Here is an 18,467-nt window from a genome sequence, read left to right as displayed (position 1 = left end):
GCCCTACTTCACCGTCGTTTGCAGTCGCCAGGCGGCGGAAGTGAAACCCCACCGCCGGCGTGTCCAGGCGGTCCTCCGAGAGGTTGCCGCCCCGTGGCAGCCGCTCTACTGCGGCGGCGACCAGCTGGCCGGCGCAGAGCGGGCCGGGAGGAGGCCATGAGGAGCCAACCGCAGTTGCAACGCGAATCGCCGGAGCGGACGCTGTTGCTCGACGCCTGCGGAGTCGTGCTGGGTGAACCCATGGAGCCGTTGTTCCGCGCCGTCGCCGCCTCCAGCGGTCTGCGCCCCGCAGTGGTCGCGCAGCTGTTCAGACAGCGGTTCCGCGACGATCTGTGGGCCGGCCGCATGGACGAGGCCTCTTTCTGGACCTCCCTGGCCGCGGCCTGCGGGATGGAGCGCGCTCCGGCGGTGTGGCGTACGGTCGTCTGCCTGTCCATGCGGGCCCTGCCTGCGGTCCACCGACTCCCGTCCTGGGGTCGTCAGGCTCGGCTGGTCCTGCTCTCGAACCATCGGCACGAGTGGCTCGTACCGCGGCTGGAGGCTCTCGCCCTGACCGGCCATTTCTCGGATGTGTGGATCTCCAGCATCACGGGAGCGGTCAAGCCTGATCCGACGGCGTACGACCGGCCGCTCGGCAGCACTGACCTGGCCCAGGCCCTCTACGTAGACGACAAGCTGGCGAACGTCGCTGCCGCCAGGTCGCTCGGTGTCAGGAGCCTGCTCGCCGATGCCGACGGCCGATGGACCGATGAGGTGGACGCGTGGCTGGGATGCTGACCGATCCGGTGGAAGAGGCGATCAGTCAAGACTTCGTCGACCGGATCCCCGACCTCATCGCCCTCTTGGAACCTGCTGTGGCCGACATTTCACGCAAGGGCCGGCAGTGGGTCTTCTACGGCAGCCTGCCGCTCGGCCAGGGGCGCGAGGGCAGCGACCTCGACGCGTTTCTCCTCCATGACGGCAGCCCCAGTAGGGCTCCGCACCGGCGAAGTGCCCGGTTGGACGCGACGCCCGTGACGATCTACGTACTGTCCCACGAAGATCTGGCGGACGACGGACTGAGACGCCAGTTCGGCGGATACTTCACGCTGAAACTGTTCGGCCCCTTCGTATCAGACCAGCCCGAGCGTGACCTGTCGCTTTCGCAGCACACAGCCCGGTTCCTGGCTCCACTCGGCGAGTTGCTCGCCCTGGGACAGCCTGACACTCCCTGGAGCGCTGACCAGTTGCTCGCGCATGCCCATCTGGCATTCCTGGACCTCTACCCGGACGCTGCGGGCTACCTGGCCAGGCTCCTACGTAACCCCCCGCTGATGGCCCGTGTGTGGGGGCACCAGCGCCACACATACCTGGAAGCGCTCCTGTCCGCGGGGTACATCACCCCCGCGAGCAGCCACGGAGGCTGGGTGTATACCGGGCTCACACCAGTCGATGATGCCGACCGGGAGCGCGCCCGCTGCACGGCCCGGTTCTGGGCCTTCGGCGCCGTGTCCCACGAAGCGGACCCCAGCTTCCCCGATGTGTACTTCCGAAAAACGGACGCTCACGCAACGCCACACGAACAGCACTCGGCCCTGGCTTTCCTCCACGGCATCGCCGAGGGAGGAGAGGCACCATGACCATGACCCTGACGGCATGGCACGCGGCATGCAACCGGCAGACCGCCGCGCTCGAAGAGCACCGCTCACGGCAGTTCGGCCTCCGGCCAGTCGCCGATTCCGACGCTGGCGCGCATGCGACAGGGAAGTCGGTGGTCCCCGACGAGGTCTGGGCGACCCAGGTGTTCGGTGGCTCGCACCCGTCTCCACACTCGTTCGCCTCTCCGGTCCGTGTAGGGTTCGCGGGCCGACGCCTGCACCTGGGCCACCTCGGGCTGGCACGAACTGCAGCACAGATGGCCGGCAGTGGTGCGCAACTTCTGCTGTTCGACGCCTCGGTCGGTTCCGGGTCAATCGTCGGCGGCTTCCGCACCGCGGTCCGTCACTACGCAGGATGCTCGGTGTCCGACCAGATCATCGGGTACGGCTCCGACCTATGGCAGTGGCAGCACCGGGCCCTGGCCGGGCTGAGGTTGGACAGGATGCGCCGCCTCTACGGCTGGGACAGCAGTACACCAGCGAGCGCACTGACCGACCTGGCCGCCATGATCAGTTTCTTCCTCTACACCCCGGAAGGAGTGGAGCAAGGGGGTACGGCCTTGGTCGACGCCATGCAGGCACCGCACTCGGCCCTGCTGCCCCGAGCCGCGCGGACTGTCGACGCCAAGGTTCCGGAGCTGTTCTACCGCCGACTCTTCCCAAATCTTCGGCGGGAAGGTGAGCGTGGCAGCGTCCGCGAGCCGTCCTCTGTGGTCTTCGCGGACGACGACGAGGCGACGGTCCGGCGTAAGTTTCTGCGGTCACGGACCGGTGGGCGGGCGAGCGCCGAGGAGCAGCGTGCCCTAGGAGGGGACGCGACGCGGTGCTCGGCGTTCGCCATGATCGAGCTGCTGAGCCCACCGGAGACCGCCCAGCGGGCACTGGACGGCTGCCTGTCGGGTCGGGCTTGCGGGGACTGCAAGGCGGAGCACGTGACCGGAGTGGTCTCCGGGCTCCGCGTCGCCACCAGGACGCCTCTGCGCGCAGGCACCTCCGCGCAGGTGAAACCCGCCGTCAGCCGGACCGCAGAAGGACTGCACCGGCCGCCACCCCGCGACGCCACCGACCTGGAGGCTGCCCTCGCGGAACGGTCCGGAGTACAGCCCGAACAGGTTGTGGTGGGACACGGATCCACGGAGGTCATGGACTGGCTGTTCCACATCCAGGCCGGCCCCGGCGCAAAGGTGATCGCTACCGAGCCGACTTTCGAGCTGTACCAAGAGCTCGCGGAACGCCACGGCCTGCGGTACGAGACTGCTGCGTGGGATCGGCGCTCCTTCAGCCACGACGCCGCGGCCCTGGTCCGTCTGGCCGACCGGGACACGACACTGTGCGTCATCGACGTCCCGCACTCCGTTTCTGGAGCCGTCGGCGAGGTCACCGACCTGCTCGACCGCCTCTTCGAAGCTCTGCCTGATGACGCTGTCGTGCTGCTCGACCTCGTCTACGCCGACTTCACACGCACGCCCATCGAATCGGCCTCGCGACTCCTCAGCCGATATCCGCGCGCCGTGCTGTTCAGGTCGATGTCCAAGGCTCACTGCCTGCTCGGCGCCCGAGTCGGGTACGCCCTCGCAGCTACCCGCTTGGCCGATCGGCTGCGCTTCCAGCGGCTCCCTTACACGATGGACTCGCTGGCGCTCGCTGCGGCGCACAGCGCGCTGATGGACGACCAGTCCCGGCAGCGGACCGTACAGGCCAGCCACGAAGCCCGGGCACGGCTCACGGCAACCCTCCAGGACCTCGGCATCACGTACGTCCAGACCGAGGCGAACTTCCTCCTCATGGATCTCGGCACCCGGTTCGCACCGGTCACCCGCCGCCTGCGGGCCGGTGGGACGCCGTTCCGAGACGGCCGACGCTGGTCGATGCCCGGCTGGATACAGCTCCATCTGATCGACGTGCCGTTCGTCGAACCACTTATCGAGGCGCTTCGGCAGGTCACGACCGGCGAGAATGGGACTTCATCTCACCGTCTGTCGCCGTACGACAAGGAATTGAAGGGCCATCAGCTCCATGACTGACCAGCGCATGCTCACTGGAGACCGACCCACCGGAAAGCTGCACCTCGGGCACTACGTGGGCAGCATCGCCAACCGGGTGCAGCTCCAGCACAAGTATGAGACCTTCCTGATCATCGCCGACCTACACATGCTCACCACCAAGAACACCCGGGAGGACATCGCCAAGGTCTCCACCAACGCCCGCGACATGGTCCTGGACTCCCTCGCGGCCGGCATTGACCCGACTCGGGCAACCTTCTACCTGCAATCGGCCATCCCCGAGGTCACCGAGCTCAACGCCCTGTTCCAGAACCTCGTGACCGTGCCGCGCCTGGAACGCGTGCCCAGCCTGAAGGACATGGCTCGGGACGCGGGCAAGGAAGAGATGCCATACGGCCTGCTCGGCTACCCCGTGCTTCAGGCGGCCGACATCCTCTGCGTCAAGGCGCATGTCGTACCCGTCGGCAAGGACAACCACGCCCACGTGGAGGTCACCCGGGAGATCGCCCGCCGGTTCAACTACCTCTACGGGGAGACCTTCCCCGTCCCCGAACTCGTCGAGAGCGAGGTGCCCACCCTCGTGGGCACCGACGGCCAGGGGAAGATGAGCAAGTCCATCGGCAACGTCATCTACCTCTCCGACAGCGCCGAGGATGTCCGCAAGAGGGTCGCCGGCATGTACACCGACCCCAACCGGATCCGGGCCGACATTCCCGGCACTGTCGAAGGCAATCCTGTCTTCATCTACCACGACGTCTTCAACGACAACCCCGCGGAGGTCGCCGACCTCAAGGAACGCTACCGAGCGGGCAGGGTCGGCGACGTAGAGGTCAAGGACAAGCTGGCTGCCGCCATCAACCGCTTCCTCGACCCGATGCGGGAGCGTCGCGCGCGCTACGAGGAACAGAGCGGGCTCGTCGACGAAATCATCGTCGAAGGCACCGAGCGCACCCGCCGCGAGGTGCAGCAGGTGGTCTTTGAAGCCCGCAAGGCGATGGGCCTGACCGCCGCCTACAACCAGCTGCGCCGCAGGGCCGAGCGAGCCCGCAAGAGCAGGGAAAACACAGCCTCCTGAAGACCACCGGGAAACCCATGCCTTCTGGTATATCGGTGCGGGAGCGGCCCTTAAGCTCCCGCACCGCCCACACCGTCCGCATCGTCCGCACCGGCTCCTCGGGAGCCCTCGTCCGCATCGTCCGGCGGCCCGACGGCACGCTCGTGGCCGTCAAGACCGCCCGCAACCCGCGAGTGCCCGCCACCCAGCAGGCCCGCGCCCGGGACGCCATCGCCCCCTATTTCGGCGCCAGGCTCCCGGAAGTTCTCTTCGCCGGTCACCACCACGGCAACGACACCCTGATCACCCGCTGCCCCTCAGTGACCACCCTGGCGGACGCCGCCCTGCGCCCCGGGCCCACGACCGCAGCCGCGGCATGGAGCGAGGTGACCGAGGCACTCTGCCGGGTGTGGCTCCAATCCGCACAGCCCGGCTTCGAACCGGCCCTGGCCACCAGAAAACACGCACTGCGACTGGAACGTGCCCGACACGGCTTACACCACGCCGCGCACCGCCTGCGACTGCCGATCGACGGCGGGCACCACATCATCGTCAACGGCACGGACCATGGATCCCTGGACCGGATGCTGGATCGGCTGGCAGCCCTTCGACCGCCCACCATTCGAGTCGCCTGTCACGGAGATCCCCAACCCCGCAACATCCTGCTCGACCACGCGAACCAGTGGCACCTGGTGGACTGGGAGTGGTCCGGCCACCACCAGGACTGGCGCATGATGACAAGCCACCTCGTCGGCTGGTGGTACGTCGAGGCCCTCTTGGCCGGCGCGCACGGCCGCCTCACGCCCACACGCTCCGCACTGACTCTCAGTTACAACACCCCGCGCCCAACCAGTCTCTCCAGGTGGACTGCGCCTGCAGTGGGCGCCTTCCGACGGACGAGTAGGCCCGCCGAATTCGAGCAGGACCTCGGTGCGCTCGCTGTTCACACCGCGATGCTCCTGCTCCGGGAGATACCCAAGGTCATCGTGGACGGAAGGCACCAACTGTTCGCTCCGCTCCTGGGCGAGGCAGCCCGGCTCCTCGACTCCTCGTATTCCGACCGTCCACACCCGCTGCTGGAGCCCTTCAACCATCCACAGCAGACCGACGGGAGCCCGGCGTGATCACGATCGGCTTGGCACTGCCTCATTACGACGGCTTCTTCCCCACCTCAGGGGTCACCGGAGCAGACCGAACGCACAAGGCACTGGCCTACGCACAAAGAGCCGAGCAGGCCGGGCTGCACCACCTCTGGGTATCGGACCATCTCTGGCTCGATGTCGCCCCTCAGGACCGTCGCCGCTCCCCGGACTGCTGGACTCTGCTAGCCGCGATCGCCGCGACCACCTGTCGCGTCCGGCTTGGATCCCTGGTCACCCCCGCACCGCTGCGCGAGCCCGAACTGCTGGTCCATCAGATCGCCACGGTCGCCGATCTCGCCGGAGAGCGCCTCGACATCGGGCTCGGAGCCGGCTGGAACGCCGCCGAATTCTCAGCGGCAGGCCGCCGGTTTCCCGCAACTGCCGACCGGCTCGCCAGCGTGGAACGAACGGCAGCGCTGATCCGCACCGAGTTGGGTCCTACGGCACCGCAGGTCTGGGTGGGGGGCAAACGCAGCGGCATTCTGGGCGTCGCCGCACGTATCGCCGATGGCTGGAACCTGGCCTGGGATCCCACCCCTGCCGACTACCGACGGTGTCTTGCCCGGCTGAACGCACCGCAGCCGTCGGTATGGAGGAGCACCATGCCGATCCTCCGCTCCGTCGGGCTCACCACCGTCATCGGTACCGACGAAGCCGATCTCCACGAGCGATGGACCACGCTGCGCCGCTGGGTGCCAGGCGGCCACCTCGACGGGCTCAGCTTCGAGGCCTGGCGCAGCCGGGGGCTGATCGGTACCCCGGACGAGGTGCACAACCGGCTCACCGCATGGGAGAGCCTCGGGATCGACCACGTCGTGTGCGCCCTCGGCATGCCCTTCGGTCTGTTCGACGACGAGCAGATCGACCTACTCGCGACCGCGGCGTGCCGGGCCAAAGCCACCACCACCGCCAAGCCACTCACTCAGGGGGTAACAACATGATCAACCTGCCCGATCCGACCGCAGCATTCCAGCACGAACAGGACTTCCTCCTGACCTGCGGCCCCAGCCGCATCGGCAAGATGCTCGCGCTCTACGACATCTACCAGCGGATACGCCAGGTTCCCGGTGCGATTGTCGAGTGCGGCGTCTTCCGCGGGGGATCCTTCACCATGTGGGCGATGCTGCGGCACCTGCTGGAGTCCGAGCACACCCGAGCCCTCATCGGCTTCGACACATTTGGGGAATTCCCCCGTACCAGCGCCGAAACCGACCAACGCATCGTCGACCACATCCAGCAGGTCGCCGGCCTCGACTGCATCGGAACAGACCAGCTCCTGGAGACCCTGGGCCGACGCGGTCGTGGGCTCGAAGCGAACACGGAGCTGGTCCCGGGCGACGTCTGCGAGACGATCCCCCAGTTCGTCGCCGACCATCCCGAACTCGCCATCTCGCTGCTCGTGATCGACACTGACCTCTACGAGCCAGCCGTCACCTGTCTCACCCAGCTCGTTCCCCTGGTGTCCCCCGGCGGCATTGTGATCGTGGACAACTACGGGGTCTTTCCTGGCGAGACCCGGGCGTTCCGCGAGTACCTGGCAGCCCACCCGGGCACACGGCTGGAGCAGCCCGCCCACACCGGGCACCTCATGCACTTCTCCCCGTCCGTAGAAGCCACCCTGCCGAACCAGCTGTCCCCCGATGACCAGGCTGCCTGGGATTCGGCAGTGGGGCGCAGCCGCGTCGGTCGGTAGCCCCGGAGAACTCACGCTCATTGATGCCGTCCGCTCGGCCGGACGGGACTTATCGAACGAAACGGCCTCGGTCACCCGGACACCCTGGCCGACCACGTCGCCGAGCAGCTGTCCAGTGTGTATAGCCACGACACCGTTATGGGCTTTGGCGCCTGCGCTGCGCCACAACTTCGACAACTACGCCCTCCTCGGCAGCGGGAGAGAGGTGAAGTACGGCGCCGGGCGGATGACCGCTCCGGCGTCGGGCGGTCGTACTGCCTCCGGTGGAGCTGCTGTGCTGCGGTGACCAAACCGGGATCCGGGAGAAGCCACTCAGCGTCGTCACAGGAGGTTTGCAGTCCGATGATCAGGACGCCGTCTCTCGCCCTCGGTATCGGTGCCTCTGGGCACACGGCCTTCGAGCGTGTGGTCCGGCGGGACGACCGCCTTGGCCAGTCGAGGGTGGACGGGGACACGAAGGGATGAGAACCAGAGAACCGCTCGACACACACCCGGCACGGGGTGACGAAGCACTGCGGCGGGCCTTGGAAGACGCCTCCATGGGGCGCTGGGAGGGCCCTCAGCAGCTGTTGGCCTCTACCGGTGTGGACTGGGACCGCAGGATCTTCCGTCTTCAGGTTCTCGCAGAAGCTGGTGCTCGACTGCGGTTTGCCGACACCTGGGCAAAGGCGGAACCACGCTCGCCGCACGCACTTGCTCTCCTGGGGAATGTGCAGGCACTCCGAGCGATGATCAGCGGTCGTGCTGCCGGCCGGTCGTTGATGGAGGAGGCGTGGGCTACCTGCCGCGTGGCTTTGGGAGTGTGGCCGCAGGATGTGGCCCCCCTGGTGGTGATGCTTGCGTTGCTGCGGACGCATGCACCGGACCGAGCGACTCTGCGGCAGGTGTGGGCGGAGATCAAGAAGCGTGATCCGTGGAACCGCGAGGCCCATCACGAAGTCGTCACCTACTTGTTCCAGCGCTACCACGGCCGGGCAGGGGAGGCGATGTGGTGGGCCGAGGAACAGGCGTCCATCGCCCCGCAAGGGCTGCCGATCGCTGCCCTTCCCCTGGTCGTGGTTGCCGAAGCCCACCGGGCGCGTCAGGAGCGGGACCAGCGGGCCTATGGGCTGACCATCCATCCCTGGATCGACTGTCCGCAGATCGACCACGTGCTGGGGCGTTGGTGGCGCTACCGCGCGCCTCGTCCACACGCCTGCTTCGCCGACGACGCCAACTACCTAGCGCATGCCATGTCGTTTGCCAATCGCCATACCGAGGCCCTGGAGGTGTTCGACGCGATCGGCCCCTACGCCACCCGGGCTCCCTGGGCCTACTGCGGCCAGGCCGAAGGCCTGTTCCTGCGCCACCGGGCCTGGGCCTACAGCCCACCGCGGCGCCGGCACCACTGAGCACCCGACACCACCCTCCGATGTACGAAGGACGGCACACCTATGCCTCTTGACGTCTCCCGCGTGTCCGACGAGGAGCGCCTGAAGCAACTCGGCTACCAGCAGACGCTCTCCCGCTCGATGTCCGGCCGGGCCAACTTCGGCGTCAGCTTCACGATCATCTCGATTCTGTCCGGCTGCATGACCCTGTACGGCTACGGCATGAACACCGGTGGCCCGGTTGTGATCATGTGGGGGTGGCTGTTCGTCGGCCTGATGACACTGTTCGTCGGACTGTCGATGGCCGAGGTCTGCTCCTCCTACCCGACCAGCGCCGGCCTGTACTTCTGGGCTCACCGCATGGCCCCCGCAAGGACGGCCGCGGCCTGGGCATGGTTCACCGGATGGTTCAACGCCCTGGGTCAGATAGCGGTGACCGCAGGAGTCGACTTCGGCGCCGCCACCTTCCTCAACGCCCTGCTCGACCTCCAGTTCGACTTCACCGCCACGCCCGGCCACACCATCACCCTGTTCGGGATCATCCTTATCCTGCACGGCGTCCTGAACACCTTCGGGGTCCGCATCGTCGCCTTCCTCAACGAGGTCTCGATCTGGTGGCACATCCTCGGCGTCATCCTTATCTGCGGCGCTCTGGTGCTCGTACCCGACCACCACCGGTCGGCCGGCTTCGTCTTCGGCGGGTTCGTCAACAACACCGGCTTCTCCTCCAGCACCTACGTGGTACTGATCGGACTGCTGATGGCGCAGTACACCTTCACCGGCTACGACGCCTCCGCCCACATGACCGAGGAGACCATCGACGCCTCGACCGCTGGCCCCAAGGGCATCGTCCGCTCCATCCTCGTCTCCCTCGCCGCCGGCTTCATCCTGCTGTTCGGCTTCACCTACGCCGTCCAGTCCTACGTCGGCGCACTCAACTCGGGGACGGGGGTGCCCCCGGCGCAGATCCTCATGGATGCCCTCGGTGCTGCGGCCGGCAAATGGCTGCTGCTGGTCGTCATCGTCGCGCAGCTCTTCTGCGGCATGGCGTCCGTCACCGCCAACTCCCGCATGATCTATGCCTTCTCCCGCGACGGAGCCCTCCCCTTCTCCAAGGTATGGCACAAGCTGAACCCCGCCACGCGCACGCCCACCAACGCCGTATGGCTCGCCGCTGGGGGCGCCTTCGGCCTTGGCCTGCCCTACCTGTGGAACACAACCGCGTACGAGGCCGTCACGTCGATCGCGACCATCGGCCTGTACATCGCCTATGTCATCCCGACCTACCTCCGGCTTCGCCAGGGCGGCCGGTTCGAGCGCGGTCCCTGGCACCTCGGCTCCTGGTCCCCTGTGGTGGGCGTGATCGCCGTCGCCTGGGTGCTGGTGATCACCGTGCTGTTCATGCTGCCGCAGACCTCTCCCGTCACCGCGCACACCTTCAACTACGCGCCCATCGCGGTCGGCGTCGTCATCGCCTTCTGCGCCATCTGGTGGCTTGTGTCGGCGCGTAGGTGGTTCCTCAACCCTGCGCACCCGCGTCACGCCGTTCCGGATCGCCGGTCCGCCGACGGGAGGGAAGGGATCCGCCGTTAGGAACATGCCGGAGCCGGCGCATGCCACGGAAACGTTGAAGATTGTCGAGCGAACGCTGGAGGCCCTGGTCTCCGAAAACCTGATCAAGTCAGTTGTCCGGCCCAGAAGCGAATATGCGCGATGGGCTTTGAGTGAGCCGCCACCCGTGTCATGCGCATCCTTGATGGAGCGGACCTAGGCGACGACTATACGGTCGCGCAGCGGCGAGAGGTCTCATGGCGCGAGGTGGTCTGCCAGGCGGAGCGCGAGGGCGACAAGAGTCAGGCTCGGGTTCGCGGCAGGAGAGGCCGGGAAGACGGAGTTGTCGCAGGCGTAGAGGTTGTCGTAATCGAGGAACTTGAGGTTCTCGTCGACCACTCCGTCGCCCCGGTCGGACATGCGCAGGGTACCGACCTCGTGGGCGACCCAGCCGAGACCGGCATCCTGGAGGGCAAGTCCGTTCTCACCGAGTACGGGCTCGGCCTGGAGGGTGGTGAAAAGCTTTGCAGCGATGGCCTCGGCCTCGTCGAGATCGTTGCGTGACGGTGGTGCGCGGTTCACGGTCACTGTGACGGGGTCCTCGGGTTGGCCGGTGATGGTCAACCCATTGGTGTCTTGTAGATCGGCGTAGTACATGAACACGATCTCGCAGAGCATCCAGTTGTTTCGTTCCTGCCGTTCGCGGGCGAGGTTGGCAGGGTCTACGTAGCGGCCTTGGTTGAAGTCCGCGCCGAGCTCGATGACGATGTCGAAGGCGTGACTGCCGGGCTGAGCAGCGGGGTGGCGAAGCAGCACCTTGGCCGAGTCGGTGGTCGAGCTGAGTAGGCCGTTCGGTGACAGTGTGAAGTGCCGGTAGCGGATGGTGTGGTCGGTCAGTCCCTGGCCGATCTTCTGGTTCCGGTCGGTGAGTCGGGACTGGAGCGCGATTTTCGCCGATTCGATGGTTCCTGCGGCCAGCACCACTGTGTTGGCCGGGTACTCACGCACCTTCTGCGCCAGCAGGTCGTAACAGCGCACGCCGGTGACTCGCCGATTGTTCGTGTCCGGGAGGGCCTGCCACACGGCGTGGTTGAGGTTGACCGTCGGCGGGTTGCGGCCCACCCATCCGGGATCCTCGACCAGCCGGTCCTCCATCAGCAGGTCTGCCGTGGAGAAGAACCCGGCGGGTATGGAGAGATGAGTCGGGCCGATGTACTCGACCGCCATGGGGGCGTCCGTGGCGGTGTATCCGGCGATCAGGCCGCCGAGAACGGTTCGGGCTTGGTCCTGGTATGCGGTGTCCTGCGGTGGGACGGCGTTGATGTGCTGTGCTGCGACGGCGAACCCCCTCTGGAGCAGGTCGCCTCGCACGGTCGCGGGCCAGGAGGCCAGTTCCCATGCGGCTTGCTCCGGGATGAGTCCTCCCCAGAAGAGGGACCGCCCTCCGAGGTTGAACGCCTGCGCTCCTTGGAAGTCCGTGCCGGGGGCCTTGACGCCGGGGGCCTTGACGTAGTTTGGCACGCGGAAGTCCTCCCACAGCGACCAGACGTGCTTGTCGAACTGCCCCAGCTTCAGCCTGCGCGAAAGATTTCCCACGTGAGTGGGGAACAGGTATGACCCCGCCTCCAGGACCAACACGTCCAGGCCCTTGTCGGCCAACCTGCTCGCCAGGATCCCGCCGCCCATTCCCGAGCCGACGACGATCACGTCGTGGACGTGCCCGGTATCCAGGGAGCGCTTGAAGAAGCTCCGGGGTATCACTCCGTTCTCGGTGATCACCTGCTCGCTGGCAGGGAAGGCGACCTGCGCCTCGGTGTAGTCACGGATGCCTTGCAGTTCGCCGGGCTGCAGGGACAGGTTGTCCCCGTTCATCCACTCGTTGGGTTTCAGGACGAACTTGAACTGCAGTCCTGTCGGGTACGCCTGCTCGTCCAACTGGAAGGTCCACGCCCCGTCGGTGTAGTTGCCACCGCGATCGATGCGCCAGTTGTCGGCCGATGTCCGCAGCACCACTGTCTGATCCGGTGCGTAGGTGTCTGTCACCAAGCGAATCGTGAACACAGGGTCCCTCCTGCGCATGCCAAAACTGGGCGTCACGGGTGACGGAGGGTGCCCGGAGGCGAAGCCTGCATGGGGCGCCTGCCGCGGCGGCGTACGTGCCCTCATGATCTTGTGCGAACGGTTGGGCCGCTTGCCTGTTTCCACGCTACGACCGGTGCGGCCGGGGTGCCAATGCGACAGGTCGAGCAGCTGGCGCCCTTTGGAAGCACGCGGCGCCACCCGCCAAAAGCGGAGAATCGATCATCAAATGCTGATGGAACAATCCGCCTCAGGCGCAAATCGGGCATAGTGACCGCATGGCTGGAGAGGCGGTGCAGGAACAGGGGCGACCGGAACGCCTGGAACTGAGGCTGGCGACCGTATTCACAGGCGGCGTCAGCCTGGCTGTCTGGATGGGCGGTGTCGCCCGGGAGATGAACCTGCTCCTGCTCGCTCATCGTGCCGCCGGCGGCATTGGTGGCGCCGGCGCGGCCGGAGCTCGGGCGAAGTACAAGGAGCTGCTCGACCTCCTGGAGATCGACGTCAGCCTTGACGTGTTGTCCGGTACCAGCGCCGGCGGTATCAACGTGGCATTCCTGGGGCTGGCCAACGCCAGAGGCTGTGACCTGGCAAGCCTGAGGGACCTGTGGCTGGGGGAAGGCTCGCTCGAGGGGCTGCTACGCGCGCCGTCGGAGCAGGCTCCGCCCTCGTTACTGAAAGGCGATCAGGTCCTGCTGGACGGGCTGCGCAGTGCGCTCGGGAATCTGGCGGAGGAGGACGGCACCGGCGAGAATCCCACGCACGTGTTCATCACCACCACCCTGCTGGACGGTGCCCAGAGCTCCCTGCGCGACGACTTCGACACAGCCGTGCGTGACACCGACCACCACGGCCTGTTCACCTTCCGGCCCGAACAGTTGAAGCATGACGCCGACGTGGCGGATGCGCTGGCCCTAGCCGCCAGGGCCAGCGCATCCTTTCCAGCAGCCTTCGAGCCTGCGTATATCCCGATCGGTAAACCCGGACCCGCCGGTCATCCGGACATGCGTCCCTACCTCGACGCCGGATGCCGAACCCAGTTTTGCGCGGACGGCGGACTGCTCGCCAACCGACCTCTGGGTCCGGCTCTCCAAGCCATCTTCGATCGCCCCGCGGAAACAGAGGTTCGCCGGGTGCTCGCCTACGTGGTGCCTACCGTCGAAGCAGTCCCAACCGAACACCCTCATCCCCGGCCCGATCAGATCCCCGGGATCGTCCCCGGACTCGTCAAAGACTTCGATGCCGCCACGTCGCAGACCAACGCAGCAGAGTTGAAGGCGCTCAAAGAACACAACCAGCATGTGATGGCTCGCCGTCGCCGCGAGGAATGGCTGGCGCACTGGGTTTCGCTCGAGGACGCCGACACCCTGTTTGCCCAGTACCGCACCGCGTGGATCGACGACAAGGCCCAGGCAGCAGCGGAGCAGGTCCTCGCCCGTGTCGCGGCGGGCGCCCGCGCCGCTGACAAACGGCCCAGCGGCTTCGGCGCCGACCTGGAGACGGCCACGGCCGTGGCCCGTACTGCCCTGAGCCGGCGCATCCCCGCCCGCCTCCCGGCCGAGCGGCCCGGATGCATCAGCGCGCTCACCAGTCTCCAACGCCATCGAGGCCCCACCAGCGCTGCACAACAAGAGTCCGAGCGCGACAAGGACCTGTTCCACACCCTGGCACTCTTCGGCCAGGCTTCACTCGACTGCGCCAAGGCCACCGTGCTCGACCTGCTCCGTGAGAGCTGCCACATGCACCCCGACAGGCGGAAGGACCTCCAGGCAATCATCAGAAAGGTACACGCCAAGACGAGCCGACAGGCATCGCGCTGGCCCATCACTGACCTCAGCGAGGCACTCGGCGCGCCCATCCCCCTCGGGCACGAGGCTGAGATCCCTGAAAAGGTGGAGACTGCCCTGAGCGCGCCCCCCAAGGGCCCGCTCGAGGCGTGGGCAGCTGCCTGGCAAGCGCTCGACGAGGCCGTGCAGGAGGCGCAGAAAGGCCTCAAAGGCAGGGTGGTGGACGGCCGGTTGACCTTTCTCACCAAAGGCCGGAAGGAGTCACCCGCTTCGCCGGGGAGGGCGGCGCGACGCCTGTTCGTGCTGCAGGCGGCTCACGAGGTCTTGTCCGCTGGGGAGACAGCTGTTCCGCAGAAGGTGGGGCTCGTCGAGGTCAGCGCTGACACGCGGACACTGCTCGACGTCAGGAGTCTGGCGTCCGAGAAGCTCACCGGCTTGCAACTCCATCACTTCGGCGCCTTTTACAAGCGTTCCTGGCGAGCCAATGACTGGATGTGGGGCCGCCTGGACGGCGCTGGGTGGCTGGTGCACATCCTGCTGTCTCCCGAACGGTTGGCCTGGGTGGCCCGAGACCAACGCGCGGATCGGGCCACCCAGTTCGTATGGGACAAGCTGAAGCAGATCGCAGGCAGTGAACCGCCGGAGAGCCTCAAAGATCCGATCCGCACCGAACTGGCCTTTCTCGGCAGAGATCCCTCGGTCCGCCGTCCCAGCAGCCTCCCACTCACCTCCATGTGGGTCGCTGACGCGCTGCAACGGCTCATCGCGGCCGAAGAGCTCCCCCGCGTCGCCGAGCAGGTCGCGCTGGACAGGAAGGACGGAGGGTCAGACAGGGCAAGCGCCTTCGAGCGGGCATGCCAACGTACCGAGGTAACACGGGAGAACGCGCAACAACTGCTCAACCAGTGCCAGATCTCCAAGGAAACCCTCTCCGGGGAGGTCGGTACACCTCTGCTGACACGCACCGTTGTGCAGACCATGGCGGTGACCGCCAACGCAGTGGAAGCAGCCACCATCGGTTGGAAGCCGCTTCGGCCGCTCATGACGATGCTCAGCAAAGCCCTGCGACTGGCCTGCACCACCGTCGACCTCACCGCACGCCGCCCACTGATGGCGGGCCTTGGTCTCCTGGCCATCGGAGCGTTCGCCGCCAGCAGCACGGCATCGTGGATCAGCGCGGCGGGGTTGATCGCCGTCCTGGCGGGCATCATCGTGCTCGCCGTCGTAGCCCCCCGGAAGCTTGCCTACGTCAGCACCGGGGTTCTGGTGGCAGCCCTCGCCGTCCTTGCTGCGGCAGGATTCATCCCCTACGTCAAGGCCACCCTGTTTCCATGGCTCAGCAACTGCGCCATCCCCTATCTGCGCGATCACCCCTGGGCATGGGCCGCCTTCTTCTGCGTGCTCCTGGTGCCTCCATTCTGGATGGTCCGCGACGTCTTTCCCCGGAGACCGCGCCAGAGGCAACCGTCCTGATGCCGCTTCCTCCTCTCCGGTAAGCTCCGTCCAGCGCCTTTTCGCACGCCCGGTGTCCAACGCGCCTTCCCACCTGAGACAGCGAAGCCTGCCATACAGTTGCCGGGAATTTGGTGACCATCTGCATCGAGTCCGTAATTCCTAATGGAACCTGCCGAGCCGCGAGGGCAGCAGGCGGAGTGGGCTCCTAGCACTGCCTGCCGCCTAGGAGAGCCCAGAGGGCATTGACGCGTCGGCGGAGTTTCACGCAGGGCACGCGGTCGGAGAGCAGGTCGATGGCAAGGCGGTGCTGTGAACGACGGAGACGCCGAAGCCGGCCGCGATCTGAGCGAGGGCGTCGTGTCTGCGCAGGTACAGAGTCCCAACCCGGGTACGCCGTTGCGGCGGGAGGCTCCTGCATTGGCGGGTTGAGACTTCGAACACCTCAACGGCCGGAAGCCTCGTTGCGGACACTGTTCCCCTCACCTGATCAGGCCTTTGATGCTGCCGAATCCGAATCGCTCGGCGGACGCCCCACGTCTGAAAGCGTCTCGCGGGCCCGCTGGTCAACAAAGCGCGTTACAAGGTGCTGCGCCGCGCCGAAGGAAATAGCCCAGGCAACTATTTGCGAGCTTGTGTCCAGCTCACTCAAACCTGGAATAAATGCACCGTTTATGAACAGTACGCCAGCAAACGCGGTCAACGCTCCCGTGGGGAATTTCAACAACGCTGCAGAGAGCGGTAGCATGTAAGGGGAACTTGTACCATGAATTTGCCGAAGAGAAGCGATCACCGTCAGGGCGGCACCTGTCAGACCCGCCGCTTCCACAACAAGAACGTCTATCCGCTTCGCATAATAACTTGGAGGCTCCCCGAGACGTCTCGTGAAGTCTCCCGATGGGCAAGCGGCGAATGATGCACCCTGCGGCAGAGAGCACATATTCAAAGAATGAGGGCAAAACCATCCCCAAGCTGCTAGCCCACCAGCTCCGATCAAGACGAAAAACGTCGCTATTCGCAGGATCCCGCTAAGGCTTCGCACGCGGCTATATTCGGCATCCAGCGCCTCGTATGAAGCGTCCAACGCAAGCACAAGAAGGTTGCGGTCACCTGCCCGCACCCCTTCCTGCGCTATGCGCCTAACTGTATTCTCCACCTCCACTCTGAGGGGGTCATCCTTCTTTATATGATATTCAACCTTCCTTAGTACGTCGACACTCCTCCCAACCAGATCTTCGTCCGAGCAAATTGAGACGAGAGCCGTGTCCGCAGCGCGCAAATTTGCCCAAGCCCGTTCGAGAGCAGCCGCTCCAGAGAAGAGTCTACGCCGCTTGTATATTGCAGCAGCTGCCTCTTTAAGGTGAGCTTCAATCCCCTCCAAGGCCTTTTCCCTTTGGCATCTCTCAGCCGGATCTTTCGCCTGTCGGCAACGCTCACGGGCTGCTTGCTGTTTGAGATATATAATCCGAGCATTAACTCGCTCGCGCCACGCCGTTCTATGGTTCCTGAACAGCTCCCGAACTTCCCTGACTCGCATGCGAAACCAATGATGCAGCCCTGCCATATGGATTCCTTGACGCGTTTCTACGTTATGCGGCCGAGTGGGGCCAGGAGTCGCCTCTTCATGGAGAACGCGCTTCAGGACCAGCATTAGAACGAGAAGGATTGCTATCCGTCCGGGCTTCTTCTCGTTTCTAATTGCGCAGGGCTTCCCGTTTTTCACGGCGGAGGACGCCTCTTCCTGATACATTCCCCGAAGAGGAAACATAGAGTGCATATCACGCGTAGCGGATGAGATGACGTACGGGCGCGGCTATGCATCCCAACCGTCCTACTTATTCGGTTGACTGCACCCGCCTGCGTTAGCGATGCGCTTCCGCAGATGCACGGCTTTAGTTGCTGGTGCCGAATAGCACGCTTGAGATGTTGTCGACCTGACTGTTATCCGACCGGTCAGGATTATTGAACGCGTTGAGCTTTTGGATGACGGTGGTGCCGATCTGGATGTAATCCTGCCACTGCCCGCCGCCGGGGACGTTGTCCGCGATGCCTTTGGCCAGTTCCGCGAAGTTCCCAGCTACTTGGAGGGTTTGCTGAGCCCAGTCAGCCTTAGCGTGCTTGTAGAGAATCCAGCAGAAGTCGTCCTGTTCCCCCTTGTAAATATCATTGTCGTGATCGTTTGGACCCAGGCGTTGCTGAGCCACGTCCACCGTGACCGGGTTGCCTTCTGTTCCTTCGCGCTTCAGGGAGACAAGCAGTGCGTTCTCGTCGAGCTTGAACAGCTGGTCATCGAAGAACGTGACCTGCGCTTCAACGGGCCCTATAATCTGAGCCTCGGTAGGGTTGCTGTGGGTGAAGTACGACTCATCGTCAAGCGAGTCAAAGTGTGAATCCACCAAGGGATACTTCCCCGTCATCTCACCGTGGTTGAAGAACGTGACTTTGGTCGGCTTGATCCCTGGCATAGCTATCCTCCATTCCTTCTAGCGCCCATGCGTATTAACGGGCTGGAAAGCCTCGTCTTCTTGGTAATCCGGTTCCATCGGCGAGTTCCGAATTCCCCCGTGGGGAGCCTCGCCTGCCGAGCGTCTCGGCGCGGTCACCTACACGACGAGTGTGCCTCGTGTTTGGCCGCAGCGCACGCTGAGAGCCCCATGGTGCACTGCCGTAGTGGCGGGCTTTGGGGACCCTGACACGGG

The 18,467-nt window shown here is 65.5% G+C and carries 13 protein-coding genes; 10 read left to right on the top strand and 3 right to left on the bottom strand.

Translation table 11 applies throughout. The features are described 5' to 3' along the window. The first annotated feature begins 156 nt into the window (after positions 1–156). The 9 genes from ACWGJ5_RS05910 to ACWGJ5_RS05870 all read left to right on the top strand — a co-directional run bounded on the left by ACWGJ5_RS05910 (position 157) and on the right by ACWGJ5_RS05870 (position 10,492). Positions 157–777: an HAD hydrolase-like protein gene (locus tag ACWGJ5_RS05910; RefSeq protein ID WP_453308545.1), complete on the top strand. Its 621-nt coding sequence runs from the start codon at positions 157–159 to the stop codon at positions 775–777. Then, entirely contained in the window at positions 762–1,619 is an 858-nt protein-coding gene (locus ACWGJ5_RS05905; protein WP_453308544.1) for a hypothetical protein, read from the top strand. Before ACWGJ5_RS05910 ends, ACWGJ5_RS05905 begins: the two co-directional genes overlap by 16 nt. 275 nt (positions 1,620–1,894) lie before the next feature. Next, positions 1,895–3,661, top strand: coding sequence for an aminotransferase class I/II-fold pyridoxal phosphate-dependent enzyme (locus ACWGJ5_RS05900; protein ID WP_453308543.1), 1,767 nt, complete (start codon positions 1,895–1,897; stop codon positions 3,659–3,661). Then, positions 3,654–4,715 (top strand): tryptophan--tRNA ligase, encoded by a 1,062-nt coding sequence (gene trpS / locus ACWGJ5_RS05895; protein WP_453308542.1) that lies wholly within the window; start codon positions 3,654–3,656, stop codon positions 4,713–4,715. The genes ACWGJ5_RS05900 and trpS overlap by 8 nt, the downstream gene beginning before the upstream one ends. Positions 4,716–4,732: 17 nt before the next feature. Continuing rightward, positions 4,733–5,818, top strand: coding sequence for a phosphotransferase (locus ACWGJ5_RS05890; protein ID WP_453308541.1), 1,086 nt, complete (start codon positions 4,733–4,735; stop codon positions 5,816–5,818). Next, positions 5,815–6,777: an LLM class flavin-dependent oxidoreductase gene (locus ACWGJ5_RS05885; RefSeq protein WP_453308540.1), complete on the top strand. Its 963-nt coding sequence runs from the start codon at positions 5,815–5,817 to the stop codon at positions 6,775–6,777. Before ACWGJ5_RS05890 ends, ACWGJ5_RS05885 begins: the two co-directional genes overlap by 4 nt. Further along, positions 6,774–7,529, top strand: a complete 756-nt coding sequence (locus tag ACWGJ5_RS05880; RefSeq protein ID WP_453308539.1) for a TylF/MycF/NovP-related O-methyltransferase — start codon at positions 6,774–6,776, stop codon at positions 7,527–7,529. The genes ACWGJ5_RS05885 and ACWGJ5_RS05880 overlap by 4 nt, the downstream gene beginning before the upstream one ends. 728 nt (positions 7,530–8,257) lie before the next feature. Further along, on the top strand, positions 8,258–8,920 hold the full coding sequence (locus tag ACWGJ5_RS05875) for a hypothetical protein (protein WP_453308538.1): 663 nt from the start codon (positions 8,258–8,260) through the stop codon (positions 8,918–8,920). 42 nt (positions 8,921–8,962) lie between these two features. Next, positions 8,963–10,492: an amino acid permease gene (locus ACWGJ5_RS05870; RefSeq protein WP_453308537.1), complete on the top strand. Its 1,530-nt coding sequence runs from the start codon at positions 8,963–8,965 to the stop codon at positions 10,490–10,492. Positions 10,493–10,705: 213 nt separating this feature from the next. Here the strand turns inward: ACWGJ5_RS05870 and ACWGJ5_RS05865 are convergent, their stop codons facing one another. Beyond that, positions 10,706–12,730 (bottom strand): GMC oxidoreductase, encoded by a 2,025-nt coding sequence (locus ACWGJ5_RS05865; protein ID WP_453308536.1) that lies wholly within the window; start codon positions 12,728–12,730, stop codon positions 10,706–10,708. A gap of 77 nt (positions 12,731–12,807) precedes the next feature. Between ACWGJ5_RS05865 and ACWGJ5_RS05860 the strand changes: the two genes are divergently transcribed. Continuing rightward, a complete protein-coding gene (locus tag ACWGJ5_RS05860) occupies positions 12,808–15,789 on the top strand; it encodes a patatin-like protein (protein WP_453308535.1) in 2,982 nt (993 codons plus the stop codon). Between the two features lie 469 nt (positions 15,790–16,258). Here the strand turns inward: ACWGJ5_RS05860 and ACWGJ5_RS05855 are convergent, their stop codons facing one another. Next, positions 16,259–17,149, bottom strand: a complete 891-nt coding sequence (locus ACWGJ5_RS05855) for a hypothetical protein (protein ID WP_453308534.1) — start codon at positions 17,147–17,149, stop codon at positions 16,259–16,261. A gap of 511 nt (positions 17,150–17,660) precedes the next feature. Continuing rightward, positions 17,661–18,233, bottom strand: a complete 573-nt coding sequence (locus tag ACWGJ5_RS05850; RefSeq protein ID WP_453308533.1) for a hypothetical protein — start codon at positions 18,231–18,233, stop codon at positions 17,661–17,663. Positions 18,234–18,467: the final 234 nt, after the last annotated feature.

This window comes from Streptomyces sp. NPDC054783 (genome assembly GCF_053611725.1).
This window is presented reverse-complemented; position numbering and strand designations above follow the sequence as displayed.

Bases quoted from the DNA above. Each gene is read 5' to 3' on its own strand.
- ACWGJ5_RS05910 (WP_453308545.1), top strand. From the start codon at position 157: ATGAGGAGCCAACCGCAGTTGCAACGCGAATCGCCGGAGCGGACGCTG.
- ACWGJ5_RS05900 (WP_453308543.1), top strand. From the start codon at position 1,895: ATGGCCGGCAGTGGTGCGCAACTTCTGCTGTTCGACGCCTCGGTCGGT.
- trpS (WP_453308542.1), top strand. From the start codon at position 3,654: ATGACTGACCAGCGCATGCTCACTGGAGACCGACCCACCGGAAAGCTG.
- ACWGJ5_RS05890 (WP_453308541.1), top strand. From the start codon at position 4,733: ATGCCTTCTGGTATATCGGTGCGGGAGCGGCCCTTAAGCTCCCGCACC.
- ACWGJ5_RS05880 (WP_453308539.1), top strand. From the start codon at position 6,774: ATGATCAACCTGCCCGATCCGACCGCAGCATTCCAGCACGAACAGGAC.
- ACWGJ5_RS05875 (WP_453308538.1), top strand. From the start codon at position 8,258: ATGATCAGCGGTCGTGCTGCCGGCCGGTCGTTGATGGAGGAGGCGTGG.
- ACWGJ5_RS05870 (WP_453308537.1), top strand. From the start codon at position 8,963: ATGCCTCTTGACGTCTCCCGCGTGTCCGACGAGGAGCGCCTGAAGCAA.
- ACWGJ5_RS05860 (WP_453308535.1), top strand. From the start codon at position 12,808: ATGGCTGGAGAGGCGGTGCAGGAACAGGGGCGACCGGAACGCCTGGAA.
- ACWGJ5_RS05850 (WP_453308533.1), bottom strand. From the start codon at position 18,233: ATGCCAGGGATCAAGCCGACCAAAGTCACGTTCTTCAACCACGGTGAG.